Origin of the sequence: Paludibacterium sp. B53371 (genome assembly GCF_018802765.1) — a bacterium.
GTDB lineage: Bacteria > Pseudomonadota > Gammaproteobacteria > Burkholderiales > Chromobacteriaceae > Paludibacterium.
In genome coordinates this window covers 1180156-1198800 of record NZ_CP069163.1, presented here as the reverse complement: position 1 = coordinate 1198800, position 18645 = coordinate 1180156, and the positions used below count along the sequence as shown (strand labels likewise).

General features: G+C 59.7%; 17 protein-coding genes. 6 read left to right on the top strand and 11 right to left on the bottom strand.

The window, feature by feature from the left end; genetic code table 11:
* The first annotated feature begins 37 nt into the window (after positions 1-37).
* Entirely contained in the window at positions 38-631 is a 594-nt protein-coding gene (locus JNO51_RS05805) for an NTP transferase domain-containing protein (protein WP_215782069.1), read from the top strand.
* Here JNO51_RS05805 and JNO51_RS05800 read toward each other — a convergent pair.
* From JNO51_RS05800 to selD, 3 genes are all read right to left on the bottom strand, one after another.
* A complete protein-coding gene (locus JNO51_RS05800; protein WP_215782068.1) occupies positions 628-819 on the bottom strand; it encodes a hypothetical protein in 192 nt (63 codons plus the stop codon). The two genes, JNO51_RS05805 and JNO51_RS05800, sit on opposite strands and share 4 nt — an antisense overlap.
* 327 nt (positions 820-1146) lie before the next feature.
* Complete coding sequence (locus tag JNO51_RS05795; protein ID WP_215782067.1) at positions 1147-2799, bottom strand: methyl-accepting chemotaxis protein; 1653 nt, start codon at positions 2797-2799, stop codon at positions 1147-1149.
* A gap of 116 nt (positions 2800-2915) precedes the next feature.
* Positions 2916-3956: a selenide, water dikinase SelD gene (selD, locus tag JNO51_RS05790; RefSeq protein WP_215782066.1), complete on the bottom strand. Its 1041-nt coding sequence runs from the start codon at positions 3954-3956 to the stop codon at positions 2916-2918.
* A 20-nt stretch (positions 3957-3976) separates the two neighbouring features.
* Here selD and mnmH point away from each other — a divergent pair, with 20 nt between their 5' ends.
* Positions 3977-5005, top strand: coding sequence for a tRNA 2-selenouridine(34) synthase MnmH (gene mnmH, locus JNO51_RS05785; RefSeq protein WP_215782065.1), 1029 nt, complete (start codon positions 3977-3979; stop codon positions 5003-5005).
* Between the two features lie 45 nt (positions 5006-5050).
* Positions 5051-7048, top strand: a complete 1998-nt coding sequence (gene mnmC, locus JNO51_RS05780) for a bifunctional tRNA (5-methylaminomethyl-2-thiouridine)(34)-methyltransferase MnmD/FAD-dependent 5-carboxymethylaminomethyl-2-thiouridine(34) oxidoreductase MnmC (protein WP_215782064.1) — start codon at positions 5051-5053, stop codon at positions 7046-7048.
* Between the two features lie 85 nt (positions 7049-7133).
* Here mnmC and JNO51_RS05775 read toward each other — a convergent pair whose 3' ends face one another.
* Both JNO51_RS05775 and JNO51_RS05770 read right to left on the bottom strand, forming a co-directional pair.
* Positions 7134-8993 (bottom strand): ABC transporter ATP-binding protein, encoded by a 1860-nt coding sequence (locus JNO51_RS05775; RefSeq protein WP_215782063.1) that lies wholly within the window; start codon positions 8991-8993, stop codon positions 7134-7136.
* A 123-nt stretch (positions 8994-9116) separates the two neighbouring features.
* The gene (locus tag JNO51_RS05770; protein ID WP_215782062.1) at positions 9117-9557 is read right to left on the bottom strand and encodes a thioesterase family protein; all 441 of its coding nucleotides are present in this window, start codon (positions 9555-9557) and stop codon (positions 9117-9119) included.
* A gap of 1031 nt (positions 9558-10588) precedes the next feature.
* Between JNO51_RS05770 and JNO51_RS05765 the strand changes: the two genes are divergently transcribed.
* Positions 10589-10960, top strand: a complete 372-nt coding sequence (locus JNO51_RS05765; protein WP_215782781.1) for a DNA-binding transcriptional regulator — start codon at positions 10589-10591, stop codon at positions 10958-10960.
* Positions 10961-10994: 34 nt separating this feature from the next.
* Positions 10995-11423: a hypothetical protein gene (locus JNO51_RS05760; RefSeq protein WP_215782061.1), complete on the top strand. Its 429-nt coding sequence runs from the start codon at positions 10995-10997 to the stop codon at positions 11421-11423.
* 26 nt (positions 11424-11449) lie between these two features.
* Here JNO51_RS05760 and JNO51_RS05755 read toward each other — a convergent pair whose 3' ends face one another.
* The 6 genes from JNO51_RS05755 to JNO51_RS05730 form a co-directional block, all read right to left on the bottom strand.
* Positions 11450-11644 carry a hypothetical protein gene (locus JNO51_RS05755; RefSeq protein WP_215782060.1) on the bottom strand — a complete coding sequence of 65 codons (195 nt, stop codon included), beginning with the start codon at positions 11642-11644 and terminating at the stop codon, positions 11450-11452.
* Between the two features lie 95 nt (positions 11645-11739).
* On the bottom strand, positions 11740-12273 hold the full coding sequence (locus JNO51_RS05750; protein WP_215782059.1) for a phospholipase D family protein: 534 nt from the start codon (positions 12271-12273) through the stop codon (positions 11740-11742).
* Between the two features lie 242 nt (positions 12274-12515).
* Positions 12516-13085 (bottom strand): hypothetical protein, encoded by a 570-nt coding sequence (locus JNO51_RS05745; protein ID WP_215782058.1) that lies wholly within the window; start codon positions 13083-13085, stop codon positions 12516-12518.
* Positions 13082-13918, bottom strand: coding sequence for a methyl-accepting chemotaxis protein (locus tag JNO51_RS17335; protein WP_252346197.1), 837 nt, complete (start codon positions 13916-13918; stop codon positions 13082-13084). The genes JNO51_RS05745 and JNO51_RS17335 overlap by 4 nt, the downstream gene beginning before the upstream one ends.
* 17 nt (positions 13919-13935) lie before the next feature.
* On the bottom strand, positions 13936-14304 hold the full coding sequence (locus tag JNO51_RS05735) for a response regulator (protein ID WP_215782057.1): 369 nt from the start codon (positions 14302-14304) through the stop codon (positions 13936-13938).
* A 52-nt stretch (positions 14305-14356) separates the two neighbouring features.
* The gene (locus JNO51_RS05730) at positions 14357-16696 is read right to left on the bottom strand and encodes a HAMP domain-containing protein (RefSeq protein ID WP_215782056.1); all 2340 of its coding nucleotides are present in this window, start codon (positions 16694-16696) and stop codon (positions 14357-14359) included.
* A 531-nt stretch (positions 16697-17227) separates the two neighbouring features.
* Here JNO51_RS05730 and JNO51_RS05725 point away from each other — a divergent pair.
* A complete protein-coding gene (locus JNO51_RS05725; RefSeq protein WP_215782055.1) occupies positions 17228-18601 on the top strand; it encodes a tyrosine phenol-lyase in 1374 nt (457 codons plus the stop codon).
* Positions 18602-18645: the final 44 nt, after the last annotated feature.

Here is an 18645-nt window from a genome sequence, read left to right as displayed (position 1 = left end):
AAAAATGTAATAAGGGAATATTTGACGAGGAGGTGGCATGGGCCAGACAGGCATTCTGATCACGGCTGCCGGGCGAGGCGAGCGCTTTATCCAGGCCGGCGGCGAGGGTAACAAGCTCAATGCGGTGCTGGGGGGTAATGGCGAAGAGACTGTCTTTGCCCGCACCTTGCGCCAGGCACTGGACAGCGGCCTGCCGGTGCATGTCGTCACCCGTCCGGACAATACTGCCGTCCTGCAATTGTGCCGTGCGCTGCAAATCCCCCTGACCCTGCTGGCCAGCCACGGGCTGGGTGACTCGATTGCCGCGGGCGTCAGCGCCACGCGCCACTGGCAAGGCTGGCTGATTCACCTGGCCGACATGCCGTTTGTCACGCCGGAGGTGTTCCGCCAGGTGGCCACGGCGCTACGCGAACACGAGATCGTCCGCCCGCAGTATGGCGACCTGCCGGGGCACCCGGTCGGTTTTGCCATGAGCATGCGGGCAGGCTTGATGGCACTGACGGGCGATCAGGGCGCACGCAGCCTGCTGGAAGACAACGAAGTCTGCCAGCTGGCCATCAACGATGCGGCGGTGGTGTGTGATATCGATTTGCCCGCACATCTGGCGGGCAGAAGGTCGAATGAGGCTTAACGGCTGGCGTTGAGGTAGGCGTCGGCCATGTACACGGCGCTTTCCAGACCAAACATCGAGCGGAAGGTCACTTCGACACGACGGCCGAGCGAACGCACCTGCATCACTTCAAACGAGGCGACTTCGCCATTATCACGATGTTCGTCAATACGAAAACCGGGTTGCAACTGACTGATTTGCATCATCATAGGAATATCCATTTCTTTGTGTATTTAGAATTTTGAATGGAGTTAACAGGCAGGGCGCAAAAACACTGTCGAGAGACAGGAGGCGCTTATGGGATTAAAACCGGAAGTACCGCTTGGAAGGGGAACGTCGAGACTTTAACAACTTATGCACAGCTTAACTCTGTCGGATACATTCTCACAAAAATTCCTTCGTGTCAAACATTTTTATATTCATCGGTCTATCTCCCCCATCCGGCAGAGCAGCACACACGTCCCCAACGCCCTCCTGAGTCACCAGCAAAAAAAGCAACCCGGCCTGGGCCGGGTTGCTTTTTTCTGCCTCGGCATTTACAGCGCGAAGCGGCTGACTTCTTTCTCCAGATCCCGCGCCAACTGCTCCAGTTGCTTGGCCGCCTCTGTCGCCAGATCGACGACGGCGGTATTTTCCTGTGCGGACTGGGCAATGCGCTCGACACTGGTGGCGACGTCATGACTGGCAATACTCTGCTCGGACAGCGCATGGTGGATTTCAGTCACGCCACGGATCATGCGTTCTGCGCCCTGATTAATCTCCTGAACCGACTCCACCGCCTGACCTGCGCGCTCGGAACCGGTCTTGACCAGTTGAGCAGCGCCCTCCATGCCGGAGATGGCCGCAGTCGCCCCGCTCTGGATCTTCTCCGCCATCTGCGAGATTTCCACCGTGGATTGTGCCGTGCGTTCGGCCAACTTGCGCACCTCGTCGGCCACGACAGCAAAGCCCCGCCCCTGCTCACCGGCCCGTGCCGCCTCGATGGCCGCATTCAGGGCCAGCAGGTTGGTCTGGTCGGCAATATCGCGAACCACCAGCACGATGCTCTGGATCTGCTGCGACTGGGTGCCCAGTTCGCGGATCATCTCCTGCGCCGACAGCACGGACTGCGACAACGACTGCATGTCGGCCACCATGGCGCGCATCGCGCCACTCTCGCCCGACAGCGACTTCATCTGTTCGGAGATTTCCTTGGCCTCGCGCGCACTGTCCGAAACATGCTGGATACTGACCGACATCTCTTCGATGGCGGCGGCGACACTGGATGATGCACTGGATTGATGATGCGAGCTGGTGGCCACCTGCTCGGACACCTTCGACTGCTGCAGGGCAGCACTGGACAAGCCCTGCGACACCGTACGGACATTGCTGACGATGTTGCGCAGCCCGACGCGCATGGTCTCCATCGAGGCCATCAGACTATCCACCCCGCCGGAGGCCTTGATGCTCACGGCCAGATTGCCGGAGGCCATGGCCTGGGCCACACGGGCGCCATCACTCGGCTCGCCCCCCAGTTGCGACAGAATCGCCCGGGTGGCAGAGACCACAATCACCATCACACCGGCCATGACCACGGCCAGAATCACCCCGAACATCACCAGCGAAGCATTGAACGCCGTGGCCAGGGAGGCGATTTCATCATCGGCGGACTGCAGCGAGGCTTTCTCGATTTTCTGGCCAAAGCTGCTCAGCGCCTCGGTCATCGGCCGGTCCATGCCAGCGACCAGCTTGTCGACCACATGCGAGGCATTGGGATCCGCCTTGTCATAGTGACTGAGCGCATCACGATATTTCTGGCCGAAATCCTTGTGGGTTTGCAGCAGTCCGTCGATTTCGGCTGCCAGATCGTCATGGCCCTGGCCCTTGAGTCCTGCCTGCGCCTTGCGCAGATGCTCATCCATCGCCGTTTCACGGGTCTGGAAATTGCCGTAGTACTTGTCGAATTTAGCCGGATCATTACCGCGCAGCAGGATATCCTTCCACTCCTGCACCTGCTTCTTGAACTCCAGGCTGGCGGACTCAACCTCCAGCAAGATATGCATGTCCTCGCCGGCACGCCCAAACCCGGCGACTGCACGATTTTGCTGTGCATTAAGCTGGTATACGCCAATGGCGGCTACCAGCAGCATGCCCACGATCCCCACCGCGGCAATCAGCAACAGGACCTGTCTGACTTTAAGATTTTTCATTGTAAGTTCCTCATTGGCCCGCATCTTTATTGTTCATAGCAGCTTTTTATTGCATTCAAGCTTCAATTTAGTCGTATTTCCTCCTGACTGGATGGCATTGCCACTGGATCCGGCACTCAGCGCGCCACCACGCGCACTGCGCCGGTCGTCAATTGCCCGATGACCGCTGCCTCGGCAAATCCGGCGGCATGGAAACGTTGCAGCACCTGCGCCGCGGCAGTGGGTGCCACACTGACCAGCAAGCCGCCACTGGTCTGCGGATCGGCCAGCAGACGGCGCTGCCAAGCTGGCGCGCTGTCCGGCATGTCGAGCTCGGCGGCAAAGCTTTGCAGATTGCGTTCGATGGCGCCCGGGCCGATGCCCTGCTCGGCAAACGCGCGCACGGCAGGAATGACAGGCAGCGCGGACAGATCCAGCGCCGCCCCCAATCCGGCGCCGCGGCACAACTCCAGCAAATGCCCCAACAGGCCGAAACCGGTGACGTCGGTCAGCGCATGTACCTCATCCAGGGCCGCCAGCTCGCTGCCGACCTTGTTCAGCCGCGTGGTCACATTGATCAGCGCCTGATAGCCATCGGCATCCAGCAGGCCTTTCTTCATCGCCTGAGCCAGCATGCCAATGCCGAGCGGCTTGCCGAGAATCAGCACATCCCCGGCCCGTGCACCACTGTTGCGCTTGAGTTGGGCAGGATCGACCACACCCAGTGCCACCAGGCCATAGATCGGCTCAGGGGCATCGATGGAGTGGCCGCCGGCAATCGGAATGCCGGCGGCCGAACAGACTTCTTCACCACCGGCCAGAATGGCACGGATGGTTTCCAGCGGCAGCACATTGACCGGCATGCCGACAATGGCCAGCGCCATGATCGGCGTGGCGCCCATGGCATAGATATCGGACAGCGCATTGGTGGCGGCGATACGGCCAAAATCGCGGGCATCGTCGACAATCGGCATGAAGAAATCGGTGGTAGCGACAATCGCCTGCCGGTCATTGAGGCGGTAGACCGCCGCATCGTCACTGGTTTCTGCGCCGACCAGCAAATCCGGAAAGGGTGTTTTGTCGCGGGCATCAGCTAGAATGGACTGCAAGACCGCGGGCGCAATTTTGCACCCGCATCCACCGCCGTGAGACAATTGTGTCAACTTGATTTCAGCCATTTTGAGCCCCCTTATAAACCATGTTCTTCAAGGTCGCGACCGTAGCACAGCTCGCCGCATTTGACGAGATTATCGACGTACGCTCACCGAGTGAATATGCCGAAGATCATATTCCTGGCGCAATGAACTGCCCCGTACTCGATGACGAGGAGCGTGCACGCGTCGGGACACTGTATTGTCAGCAATCCCCCTTTGCGGCCAGGCGCGTCGGCGCGGCGCTGGTGGCGCGTCATATTGCCGAGCATATCGAGCAGCATTTCCACGACCGTCCCAAGTCCTGGCGCCCGCTGATCTATTGCTGGCGTGGCGGGCAGCGCTCCGCCTCAATGGCACTGATCATGGGGCAGATCGGCTGGAGTGCCCATCAGTTGGAAAAGGGCTACAAGGCCTATCGCCAGCAGGTCTTGCTGGATCTCGAACAGTTACCGGCCAGCCTGGACTTCCGCGTGCTGACCGGCCCGACCGGTTCGGGCAAAAGCCGCCTGCTGGCCACCCTGGCGCGCCAGCAGCGTCAGGTACTGGATCTGGAGGGGCTGGCCTGCCACCGCGGCTCGGTACTGGGCCAGGTGCCCGGCGAACCGCAGCCGGGTCAGAAAGCCTTCGAGGGTGCTCTGCGCCAGGCGCTGTGCCGCTTCGACCCGTCGTTGCCGGTGTTTATCGAAGCCGAAAGCCGCCATATCGGTCGCCTCACGCTGCCCAATGCCCTGCTGGCCGCCATGCACCGTGCGCCGGCCATCCGGCTCGACGTGCCGCTGGCAGAACGGGTGCAGTTTCTGCTGCAGGATTACGACTTTCTCACCCGCGATCCGCTGCATTTGCGCTGTCAGCTGGAGCGGCTGCGGGCCCTGTATCCGCGCGAGCAGTGGCAGGCCTGGCAGGCCATGATCGAGGCCGGCCAGTTTGCCCGGCTGGTCGAGCAGTTGCTGCAGCAACACTACGACCCGCTGTATCAGCGTTCTACCAGCCGTCACTTTGTGGCCGACACTCGCAGCCTGCCTCTGGCCGATGTCAGCGAAAGTGCCCTCGAACGCGCCGCTTCTATGCTATAGACCAGTTATTCCGATGAATTTGTCACCCTTTTTCACCTCATTGTCATGACCACTACTGCCCAACTCGACTGGCCTGAAGGGCTGCCCTTCTCCACAGCTTTCGGCGATGTGTATTTCTCGCGCGACAGCGGACTGGATGAGACCCGGCACGTATTCATCGACGGCAACGACCTGCCGCAACGCTTTGCCGCACTCGAAGACAACCTGCTGTTCAGCATTGGCGAAACCGGTTTCGGTACCGGACTGAATTTCCTCTGTGCCTGGCAGTGCTTCCGCCGGCATGCCCCCGCTGGGGCACGCCTGGCCTATGTATCGGTGGAGAAATTCCCGCTGTCGGCGTCTGATTTGCGCCGGGCACTGGCGCTGTGGCCCGAGCTGGCCGATGAGGCCGGTGCCTTGTGTGCGCAGTACGGCATTCTGCCGCCGGGCTGGCACCGTTTCCTGTTCGATGAGGGCCGGATCAGTCTGACACTGATCATCGGCGATGCCACGGAAAGCCTGCAGCAGGTTGACGGCAGTATCGATGCCTGGTTTCTCGACGGCTTCTCGCCGGCCAAGAACCCGCAGATGTGGTCGGACGAACTGTTCCTGACCATGGCGAACTTGTCGGCAGACCGGGCCAGTTTCGCTACCTTCACCAGTGCGGGCTTTGTCCGGCGCGGCTTGCAGGCAGCCGGTTTCGCTGTCGAGAAGGTTCCCGGCCATGGCAGCAAGCGCGAGATGAGTCGTGGCGTCTATCAGGCAGGATCATCCGCCAGACCGTGGAAAGCCCCCTGGTACAGCCATCCGCCCCGCCCCGAAGCACAAGAACGCCATGCCGTGGTGGTCGGTGGCGGGGTAGCCGGCGCGGCCAGTGCCTGGAGTCTGGCGCGCCGCGGCTGGCAGGTCACGCTGATCGAGCGTCACCCGGCGCTGGCCAGAGAAGGATCCGGCAATGAGCAGGGCATCCTGTATGCGCGCCTGTCGCCGCATGCCACCCCGCTGACCCAGCTGGTACTGGCCGGCTATCGCTTTTCGCTGACGCTCTTGCAGCAGTTGTTTGCCGGGCAGCCGGATGCCTGGCAACCCTGCGGCGTGCTGCAACTGCCGGTCGACGAAGACGAGCGGAAAAAACAGCACGCCCTGATCAACAGCGGACTGGCCGACGGCTGGGTGGAATGGCTGGATCGCGCGGCGGCCAGCGAACGGGCCGGTGTGGCACTCCCTCAGGGCGGATTGTTTTTCCCGCATGCCGGCTGGCTGCATCCGGCAGCACTGGCCAACACGCTGAGCGCTCATCCGAATATCCGCGTCACCACCGATACCTCGGTGCTGGAGCTGTCTCGCAATGCAGACAATGATCTCTGGGTGGTGAGCGGCGAGAACGGTGCCGTTGCCCTGGGCTCAGTGGTCATTCTGGCCGGTGCGGCGGAAAGTGCCGCCTTTGACAGCACCAGCCATCTGCCACTCAAGCGGATTCGCGGCCAGGTCACACACTTGCCTGCCACGGCAGAAAGCCAGTCATTGCGGACGGTGCTGTGCCACGAAGGTTATGTGGCGCCGGCACACCGGGGACAGCACACGCTCGGCGCCAGCTTCAAGTTCAACGTCGAGCACTTGCAGCTGACCGCCGAGGAGCATCAGGAGAATCTGGCGATGCTGCGCGACATGGCGCCAGCCTTGCATCAGGCCTGCCAGGCCGACACGCTGGACCTCACCCGGCTCGCCGGTCGCGCCGCCTGGCGCTGCACCAGCCCGGACTACCTGCCGCTGATCGGCCCGGTCGCACCGCTGCGCGAATTTGTCCGCACCTATGCCAGTCTGGCCCTGGATGCATCGCTCAAGCTGGAGCACCCGACGCCCTGGGCAACCGGGCTGTATGTCAACACGGCGCATGGTTCACGCGGCATGATCACCGCGCCGCTGTCGGGCGAAATCCTGGCCGCGCAGATTTGCGGCGAACCGGCCCCGCTGCCGCAATCGCTGATGCAGGCCGTGCACCCCAATCGCTTCCTGTTGCGCAACCTGATGCGCGGCAAGCTGAACCCGAACGAATACGAGTAAACGCCCTCGCCGCCCGACCAATGAAAACGCCCCCCACCGCTGAAGGTGGGGGGCGTTTTGTCATGAACGGCGATGACTTCGCCGTTCAGCCCATCTGGCCGGCCGGACTTTCCTCTTCCTCGTCCTCGCCCAGGAAGCCGCCACTCTGATGCGCCCACAGACGGGCATACAAACCACCCCGAGCCAGCAACTGCTGATGGCTGCCCTCCTCCACCACCTGACCGCGATCGAGCACGATCAAACGATCCATGGCAGCAATGGTCGACAGGCGGTGTGCAATGGCCACCACGGTCTTGCCCTCCATCAGCCGATACAGACTGCTCTGGATGGCGGCTTCGACCTCGGAATCCAGCGCACTGGTGGCTTCGTCCAGCAGCAGGATCGGGGCATCTTTCAGCATGACGCGCGCAATGGCGATACGCTGACGCTGGCCACCGGACAGCTTGACGCCGCGTTCGCCGACGTGCGCATCGTAACCGCAGCGCCCCTTGGGGTCGGTCAGTGTCAGGATGAAGTCATGTGCCTCGGCACGACGTGCCGCAGCGATCATGTCCTCATCACCGGCATCTGGCCGGCCATACAACAGGTTTTCCCGCACCGAGCGATGCAGCAGCGAGGTATCCTGGGTCACCATGCCCACCTGGGCGCGCAAGCTGTCCTGGCGCACGCTGCGGATGTCCTGACCGTCGATCAGGATGCGACCGCCGTCGGCATCATAAAAGCGCAGCAACAGATTGACGATGGTCGACTTGCCGGCGCCGGAGCGGCCGACCAGGCCGATTTTCTCGCCGGGGCGGATGGTCAGGTTCAGCCCGGCAATCACCATCTTGTCGCTGCCATAGCCGAAATCCACCTGCTCGAAACGAATTTCACCACGTTTGACCTGCAGGGCCGGGGCATCAGGCTGGTCGCTGATGGCAACCTTGCGCGACAGAGTGACAATGCCGTCCTGCACCGTACCGATGTTCTCGAACAGGCTGGACATCTCCCACATGATCCAGTGAGAAATCCCGTTGAGCCGCAGCGCCATGGCCGTGGCAGCGGCCACTGCGCCAATGCCGACCTGACCCTGCATCCACAACCACAGCGCCACGCCCGAGGTAACGGCAATCAGCAGCATGCTGGTCATCTGATTGACGATTTCAAACCCGCTCACCAGACGCATCTGACGGTAGGCGGTACGCATGAACTCCTGCATGGCACTGCGGGCAAAACGCGCTTCGCGCTGACCATGGGAAAACAGCTTCACCGTCGCGATATTGGTGTAGGCATCGGTGATACGCCCGGTCATCAGGCTGCGGGCATCGGCCTGCAGGGTGGCCGCCTGGCCCAGTCGCGGCACGAAATAGGCCAGCGTCAGCACATACAGCAGCAGCCAGCCGAGGAAGGGCCAGAGCAGCATGGTATCGAAGTGCCCGACCACCGCGATCATGGTGACGAAATAGATCAGCACGAAGACCAGAATATCGGTAATGATCATCACCGTATCGCGCACGGCGAGGGCGGTTTGCATCACCTTGGCCGACACCCGTCCGGCAAACTCATCCTGATAAAAACTCATACTCTGCCCGAGCAGATGGCGATGGAACTGCCAGCGCAGGCGCATGGGAAAATTGCTGAACAAGCCCTGGTATTTGCACATGGCCTGCAGGGCCACCAGCAGGGGACTGCCGAGCAGGATGGCGGCCAGCAGCAGCAGATTGCTGCGCTCGTGCTGCCAGAGCTGGGCAGCCGGCACGCGGGACAGCCAGTCGACGACCGAACCGAGCATGGCAAACAGCAGTGCCTCGAAGGCACCGATGGTGGCAGTCAGCAAGGTCATGCAGACGATCAGGCCACGCATGCTGCGCGTGCAGAACCAGATAAAACTGAAGAAGCCGGCGGGCGGCTGGGGAGGCGGAGAATCCGGATAGGGATTCACCCGGCGTTCAAACCAGGAAAACATAAAGATCGCTCCTGTCGCAGGCGCCGCAAGGCGCCAGACCGAGGGGTTAATAGGGGTGATGACATTAGCCTATTCAGACCAAGCGCGCAAGCAGGCGGAATCTGACAAGCACTAAACCATTGATCAGACTGACATTTTCTCCAACTCCGCCACTTGCGGCGCCAGCACCTGACGGATCACCTCGGGCAGAGCCACCGGCTGTCCGGTCTGATAATTCACCCACACCAGGGTGACATCCCCATAGGCATAGACTGTTTCCGGATCGCCCTGCACGTAAAAATGATGCCGCAGGGTGATACTGCTGCGCCCCAGGCGCTCCAGTTCGAGGGTGATCTCGACCGTAGCCGGATAGCTCATCTGGCGACGGAAGGTGCAGGAGGTGGCGGCGATGACCGGTCCGCTCTCTCCCGGCCGGATGCCCTGCCCGATATTGTCCAGCCACTCGACCCGTACTTGCTCGAGATAGCGGAAGTAGTAGGTATTGTTGAGATGACCAATGGCATCCATGTCTCCCCAGCGCATGGGGATGAGTTTGCGGCCGATTTCCGGATAATGTTTTTCCATACCTTCCGTCCAAGAAACATTTAGTCACACTTCGTCAAACAAACGCTCAATAAACCGTATGGTTCTTTCAGAGCCCTCAGCGCATACTGACGCCAGGTCAGGCAGCGCTCTGCGCTGCCTTGATATGACCGGGAGTCGACACTCCCGGTCTCCTGAGCGAAGGTGCAATTCAGAGCCCCCTACAAGGGGCTCCTTTTTTTTGCCTGACCGCCTTTGTCACCCACGGAAAATCCTGCTAATTTCAAAGCAGCAGGTCGTCTGTCCGGCCCCCCCGCAGCACCTCCCGATTGTCATGGTTTTGTCTTACAAACCAACTATGATCAAGTATATCAATCATGATATTGGAGTGAACTGCACAGTAAACACAACATTTGCCGTTCGGACAGAAATTCCCGCTTTACAAATGAGAAAAAACGAGTCACTTTATCTATTGACTGACCGACCGAGTCATGTTGCAGCGCAAGGTGCTGCCTGTCCGGATGGTCTCCGGTACCCTTTGTACCGGCGTTTGGGGCTGTAGTAGGCAATCAACCGACAGTGAGGTACCAGGATGATTTCGCGTATCCCCCTCAGTGTGCGTCGCAAACAGGCGCGCGACCAGCATGAAAGTTTTCTGTACGCTGTGGCCAAGCCGCAGCTCAACGAAACGGAAAGGTCCAGGCAGCAAAAAGTCAGGCAGCGTGCCCATGATCGAGACGATGCCCGATTTCTCGCAGAACGTTGTGAAGATGTTTTCTGATTGATTCCAGACCAAGAGGTGACCTGCAGGGTCACCTCCTCCCGCCTCCATACCATAGTCATATAAAGCCACTAAAGATCGATGCCAAAAGCATCATTACAACTAGATATAGCGCATTTGCAACAACCTGCCCTCATTATCCTTGAAACATAATTACACATCGTATTAAGTCGATATAGGATATGCACCGAGCGAAACAACCTCCCATGGATGCGTGCACAAAAAAAGCACCACCTGGTGGGTGAATAATCATTAAAAAAAAAGCAGTTAATCCAGAATGAGGTCTACCCCCATGAGTTCGGAAAACAACGTCTCTTTCGATCCCCGTGCCTTGCGCGTCCAGCTGGATCTGAATCAACAGGAATTCTGGAGCGCCATCGGCGTCACCCAGTCAGGCGGCTCTCGTTATGAAAATGACCGACGCATCCCCAAGCCGGTGATGGAATTGCTGCGCCTGCGCTATCAGCTGGGCATCAAGCTCGACGGCATCACGGAAGAAAATGCCCCGGTCGTCAAAGCGATTGCCAGCGGCGAGCTGGACAGCACCGCCATGCGTGCCAATGTGGAGCGTATCCAGAAATTGCTGCGTGCCAGTGAGAATCTGGCGCGTGAAGCGGCCTTGCTGTCCGCCGCCGCAGAAGAACTGTTGAATCAGCCGAACTGATCATGCCCTGCCCTTGCATCGGGGATCTCACCCGATGTCTGCCAGCCATCCGATCCGACTGAATGTTGAAAACGAGGCAGAGGCTGTTCTGCAGCCCGCCAATTCATTTTTCCATAGCATGTTTGACCCGATTCCATCCTCATCTTCGGTCGCTGCAGAGCGGCTGGACGCTGAAGTGCTGTCGACGCTGCGCTCGCTGATTTCCGGCTTTGCCTCGCTGCAACGCGCCATCGAAGCCACGCGCCGCTACAGCCAGACAACAGACCCGCAGGTACAGGGGCGCGCGCTGGCCCGCTGGCAACTGCTGGCGACCATCCACCCCTTGCTGAAGCAATACATCGACCTGGGCGTCGCGCCGGGGACGCTGCTCCATGACGTTCCGCTCTTGGTGCCGGCCATTCGCCAGGCAGAGGCGGAGATCCGCGAGCGGGGCGAATTCGGGGGATGGGGAACGGGCCGGTGACGCGGAGCCGTCGGCCCTGCACCCGGTCAATGGTGAAAGTGGATGCCCTGCACCTGCATGATGGCGTCAAAGGCATCATCACTCAGCCGCCAGCCATGGCGGCTGGCGACAAAGAAGCAACGGTAACGATCCGGAATGCAGGTGTCCGGATCAGAGCCCGCCTCGACAGATAACCTGAGCAGCTCTCGGGCGGTTTCGGGATTGATTTGCGACAATTGCATGATGGGCTCCTGAAACACAGAGGATCAGATTATGCCCATGCAATATGCCCTGTTCTGAGCACGGTCAAATCGATTGCAAAACATCCAGCGTCGCATCAAGGCTGCATTGGCTGACTCTCGGCCCACAGGCGCTGCCATTCACGCCGGTAATCCGCAGCCAGAGACGGCACGTTCCAGAGCAGCAGGACATTTTCCGCATTGGCCTTGACCGCCGCCTGACTGTAGTTAAACGAGCCGGTTTCAACGGTCTTGCCATCGATCACCATGAATTTGTGATGATGAATGGCATAGTTGCCATTCAGGCGAACCGGAATGCCGCGCTGCACCAGCATGGAAAGGGCGGTGAATTTCCCGTCCCGGGCCGGCTGATTAGCCTTGCGATCCGCGACCACCCAGACTTTGACCCCGCGCTTCGCCGCTGCCAGCAGAGACTGGGCAATCGGTTTGCTGGTAAAGCCATAGGCAGCCACCAGAATCTCCTGTTGCGCACTGTCAACGCCCTTTTGCACCACTTTCAGCGAACTGCCGCCAGGTGAAAACCCCAGGTCATAGGCAGCGCCGGCCGGGATCGGTGTGGCCGCCAGGGCCGAATGGGCAATAAAAACAAACAGCAACAAGAACCGCTTCATGGCATCCCCAGAGAAAAGCGCCATGATAGCGGCACGACGGCTCTGCTTACCAGTGCTCCACCGCAATCGAAATGATCATCACATGGGCCGCCAGGCCAACGGTCAGCAAAATCCAGAAACCACCGATACGTTGTTTCATGCTGCATTCTCCTCGTGCGGGACATGCTGCATGTTAGGTAGCGCCTCATCAAAATTGCATAAAAAATTGACCATCCCAAAGCACAGCATGCACCTGAAATCACTCAGAACAACGCCAGTTCGCCGGCCTGCTCTTCCAGGGCGTGCTGTCTCTCAAATTGATAATCAAACTGGCTACCAGGTGTCAGCATCAGACCAACCGTCAGCGACAGGTGACAGCCAGGACCGATCTGTGCCTGGTAGTGGCGCTGCAGGGACAGCGACAACATGTCCAGATGCCGCAGACAGGCGCTACCCAATATCAGCGGCGTCGACATGCCAACATGATGAAAAGGCACGCACAGCGCGCGATTGACCGCGCCGCAAATCATGTTGGCCACTTCGCCATACGCATCCAGCAGGTCCTGGCCGCGCGGGGGCTCGGCGCTGCGAAGCAGACGACCGAGACAGCACGCCATTTCCTCGCTGTCTTCAAAGTGGAACAGATGCAGCAGGCGGAACTGATAGCTGGAGATATTCAGCAGGATCAGCGCCTGGCCGGGCGCCGTCGCGATCTGTTGCGCGGGGTCGCAGGAAGTCACCACGCAGGAATCAGACAGATCGACCCGGCAGCCATCCTGCAAGGCCTGCTGATAAAGCTGATCAAGTGATGTTCTGGTGGCCGCCGTGATCATGCCGCAACCTCGGCATGCAGCTTGCCAAACAGGCTGTCGCTGGCACTTTGCAGACTGAACACCGCGGTACGGATCATCTTCCCGCTGGCCTGCAGATCCTGAAAGGTCGTGGTGGTCACCAGATCATTGCGCTCCAGGTTCTTCTTGTACTCGCCGGACAGGACGCCGGCATTGAGTGCCAGATCACGCACACCATCCGCCACCACGGCAAAGCCCCGCCCCTGCTCACCCGCACGCGCCGCCTCGATCGCCGCATTCAGCGCCAGCATGACAACACTCTTGACGATGGAGGCAAAACGCTCATTTTGCTCACGTAATCGCTGATTGTTCACCAGGATGGCCTGCATCTCTTCATGCCAGCGCTCAATGGTCTGCACCAGGCCGAGCAAGCGCGACATCTCCTCGGCCAGGGCCCGCTGCTCGTCCTGCAAAGATTGCTGCCATTGCGCGTAGCGCGCTGCCCAGGCCTTGTCTGCCGCCAGCATGGCCTCGCTGCGCGCCGACTCGCAATGCGCAGGCAAGGCGGCTTCGCTTTGCTGCAGGGCCAGAGACAGACGCGAGTTCTCGGTCTGCAATTGATCGATCTGTGCCTGCAAGTCCGCCAACCTGTGTGCATCCAGCGCCTGCCCTGACGCCTGACTGTGCAGCATCGCCACTTCCTGCCCCTGCTGCAACAGATCCAGTGTCAGCCGGCGCACCCGCTGCCGCAGCCATAGGCACAACATGATCAAACCCGTCACCAGTACAACCAACACCACGATCCCCGCCATCACGCCATCCATTCCGCCCGCGCTTTCAGACAAACGCCCCGGCCAGACCTGGCGGGGCGACACACATGCGTTGCTGCCGATTACTCGGCGACCAGCTTCTTGAAGGTAGCCAGTACCGCCGCGCCATTGAATGGCTTCACGATCCAGCCCCGAACCCCGGCAGCCTTGCCACGCTCCTTCATCGCCGGACTGTTTTCCGTCGTCAGCATGATCACGTTGACCGCCATGTTTTTCAGCTCCTGACGGATCTTTTCCGCCATGGTCAGGCCATCCATATTCGGCATGTTGACATCACTGACCACCAGCCTGATGCCCGGATTGGCACGCAACTTCTCCAGCCCGTCCCTGCCGTCCACGGCCGGAATCACCGTCAGGCCATTGGCCTTGAGAAAATCACAGACTTCGTTACGTACCGCACTGGAATCATCCACCATCAATACTTGTGCCATTTTCGTTTCCTCTCACCATCTCGGTGCAAAAGTGTGTCTGTCTGCGCCGAGATCAGGCGATGGCCTGCGGATGCTCGACGAGTTTGTTTTCACGGATCTCCACCTGCACCGCCAGTGCCGCAGGCAAGGTGACCACCGTCTCGAAGCGGCGAAAATCCGCGCCGGCTTCCTGATCCAGGAAGCGCAGGCAGATCTGGCCATTCTCACGTTTGATAAACGACTGAACCGCATCCATGCCCACCCCGCGTCCGGACACTTCGCTGAGCTGACTGGCGGTAGAAAAACCAGGACGGAAAACCAAGCTGGCGACAGCCTCATCATCGAGCGCGGCATCCCGGGCGATCAGCCCCTGCTCGATGGCGCGCTCGCGGATCCGCCCCAGCGCCAGACCCCGGCCATCATCACTCAGACGCAGCACCAGATGGTCACCCGTCTTGTTCACTTGAATTCGAATGGTTCCTTGTGCCGGCTTATGCAGCGCCTGCCGCTCCTGCGCGGTTTCCAGGCCATGATCGACCGCGTTGCGCAGCAGATGCATGAAGACGTTTTTCAGGGTGCCGGCGATCTGGCTGCGCAGCACATAGCCGTTATCCTGCAGCAGCACCTGCGGCGGCAGCTTGCCCAACTCTTCCGCCAGCGAAGGCAGGGAGGACAGCACCCCGGACAACATATCCTGCAGGGACTCGGTCCCCATGCGATTGAGCAGTTGATGCACGGCCTGGTGCACGGCAATCAGCTCATGCAGATTGCCCGTGTTGACCGACTCCAGCCGTGCCAGCGTTTCCTGGATCTGTTCGCGCTCCACCAGCAGATAACGCTCGGCACTCCCCCGCCGACCCGGCCCCTTGCGCCCCAGCGACACCTCGTTGATATGGGCGTAGTGTTCGACCAGAGAACGGACCTGGGCCAGTTCGTCCAGCAATTGCGGCGTATCCCAGGCAATCGCCGGCTGCGGCTGACGCAGTTGCTCATAGCGCTGCTCGGCCTGATGCACGGTCTGTGTCAGATGAGTCAGCCCATAGGTACGGGCATTCCCCTTGATGGTGTGCATATTGCGGAACAACTGGGCAATGACCTCGGCCTCTCCGTGCGGACTCTGGCGAATCAGTTGTTCGTTCTCGCCGATAAAACGGATGGCGCTGGTAATGAACTCATGGAATTTCTCCTGGCTGACGGCCAGAATTTCACCAATGATGGCCAGCTCGCGCTTTTGCTGATGCGCCTCCGCTGCCAGCGCGCGCAACTCGGTCACATCCCGCACGCACAGCATCAGTCTCTGGACCCTGTCGTCGTCATCGCAAATCGCCGACCAGCTCAAATCCAGCACCTGCTTGCGACCATCCGGCAACGCCCTTTCCAGCTCCCCGACCAGAAGATGACGGTTGAAATCGAAATTCATGCTGTCTTCGCCGATGCAGGAAGCCATGGCGGCCTCCAGCTGGGACAGGATGTCGGCGCCGAGATGGCTGCCGCGGAACAGCAGGTCCAGAATGTCGCGCCCGGCGATGTGGCGCGTGGCGAGGATGGTTTCCAGATGGGCAGAATATTCCGGGTGCACCCGATGCCCCTCCACCAGGGTCAGAATCCCCTGCGGGATGTTCTGCAACATGGCCTGAATGTCATGGGTCTTCTGACGCACCAGTGCGGTGCTGGACTCGATCTGCGCCACCATGGCATTGAAGGCCTGCACGGATTTGCCGATTTCGTCCTGCTGTTCCACCGGCACGCGGCGGGAAAAATCCTGACTTTGGGCAATCTCGCTCATGGTGCGCTGCATGCTGCTGATCGGCCGCACGATCTGCCGGTACAACAGCCAGCCGAGCAAGCCCAGTCCCAGCAGCGTCACCAGCGTCACCAGGGACAAGGTCGCCGCAGTGCCTGCCAGACTCTGATTGAGGGCCTGGATCGCTTCGTCCTTGCTGCGGTTCTTTTCTACTCGCAGGGTGCTGACGATTTGCTGCAGATTGTCCTGATATTGCAGCACACTGGCGGCAAAGGTGGCATTGGCCATGTCATTCTGACCGGCGAGCTTGAGCCTGACCGCATCGGCAATGGAATCGAAGTAACTGTCGAGCACTTCAGCAGCTTGTTGTACCAGACCATGCTGGATGGCATTGCTGGCCAGACGCCCCTGCAATGCCAGCTGTGTCCGTAGCAATTGCTCGCTGTCACCGAGGGTGGTCTGAGCCTGCCCCAACAGCCGTGCATCTGTCGCCTGCAACACATTCATGGTGGCTAGCTGAACATCCTTCAGTGCGGAGACCAGATCGGCCGAGGCCAGCGCACTGGGCACGGCCCCTTCCGTGACTGACTTCACCGCACGGGCATTGGCGCCGGCCTGCCAGATGGCATAGCCCCCGATCGACAGGATGGCCAGAAAGCTGACCAACACCAACCATGCAATACGATTTCGTATGCTCACGCGGCACCTATGACATTCGGATTTTTAAAGCGATTCCATGCGAATCGGCCCCAAATTTGGAAGGCACTTTATGCGCTGATCGTTGCAGGCTGGTGACAGAAAAGTGACGCTTTTTCTGCCGGAGGGATATGAATCACCGCATCCCTCGTTTTCCTTATCTCCATCGTCATTCACTGAACCAGACCCCGTCATGTCAGTCCCCTCTGCAGCAAAAAGGCGACAACCACATGCCGCGTCGGCGTAACACGCTGAATCCCCATCAAAGACCCACCAATACTGAAGCCCGCCGACTCGACTTCCTTATTCAGCCCCATTTTTCATGATTATTGGCACATCGTTTCATTGATTAATGTCAACAAGGCAACTATCAACCCATTGTTATCCGTTAGCAGGACAGGATATGCTCACTTCCGTCGATTCCTTGGCATAACCCAAACGGAATAAGCCGACTGTTGGCAACAATTTAAGCATCCCGAACACCAACTCACTCAGGAGTGCAACATGCGTTACCCGTCCGAACCGTACAAGATCAAGGTTGTGGAACCGTTTGCCGTCACCACGCGCGAACAGCGTCAGGCCCATATCGAGGAAGCGGGCTACAACACCTTCCTGCTCAAGTCCGAGCAAGTCGGCATCGACCTGCTGACCGACAGCGGCACCACGGCCATGAGCGACAATCAGTGGGCCGGCATGATGATGGGTGACGAGGCGTACTCCGGCAGCCGCAACTTCATTCACCTGCAGGAAGTCGTACGCGAGTACTACGGTTTCAAACATATCGTGCCGACACACCAGGGCCGCGGGGCAGAAAACATTCTGTCGACCCTGATGATCAAGGACGGAGACTTTGTGCCGGGCAATATGTACTTCACGACAACCCGGGCTCACCAGGAGCGCAATGGCGCCTCCTTCGTCGACATCATCATCGAAGAGGCGCACAACTCGCAGTACGAACATCCGTTCAAGGGCAATGTGGACGTGATGAAGCTGCAGGCACTGATCGAAAAAGTCGGCGCCGACAAGATTCCTTATGTCTGCGTGGCCGTGACGGTCAACCTGGCCGGTGGTCAGCCGGTCAGCATGCAGAATCTGCGTGAAGTGAAAGCGCTGTGCAGCCAGCACAACATCCCGGTAATGTTCGATGCCACCCGCTGCGTGGAAAATGCCTACTTCATCAAGGAACGCGAAGAAGCCTACAAGAACGCCAGCATCGCCAGCATCCTCAAGGAAATGATGAGCTATGCCGACGGCTGCACCATGAGCGGCAAGAAAGACTGCCTGGTCAATATTGGTGGTTTCCTGTGCATGAATGACGACGAGCTGTATCAACGTGCAACGGAAATCGTGGTGCTGTTCGAAGGCATGCCCTCCTACGGCGGCATGGCCGGCCGTGACATGGAAGCCATGGCACGCGGGATTGAAGAGTCGGTGGACTTCCACTATATCGAGCACCGCATCGCCCAGTGCCGCTATCTGGGCGACAAGCTGACGGCAGCCGGTGTGCCGATCGTGCGGCCGGTAGGCGGTCACGCCGTCTTCCTCGACGCCCGTGCCTTCCTGTCGCATCTGGATCAGGAAAAATTCCCGGCTCAGGCGCTGGCCGCCGAGCTGTACCTGGAATCCGGGGTACGCAGCATGGAGCGCGGCATCGTATCGGCAGGCCGCAACAAGCTGACCGGCGAGCATCACAAGCCCAAGCTGGAGCTGGTGCGCCTGACCATTCCGCGCCGGGTCTACACCTATGCCCATCTGGACGATGTCGCCGATGCGGTCATCAGCCTGTATCAGCGCCGCAGCCAGATCAAGGGTCTGAAGATGGTGTACGAACCCAAGCTGCTGCGCTTCTTTACCGCGCGTTTTGAACCGCTGAAGTAATTCCTTTCTCTGGCATGCGTTGTGCCCTCCCGCTCAGGCCGGAG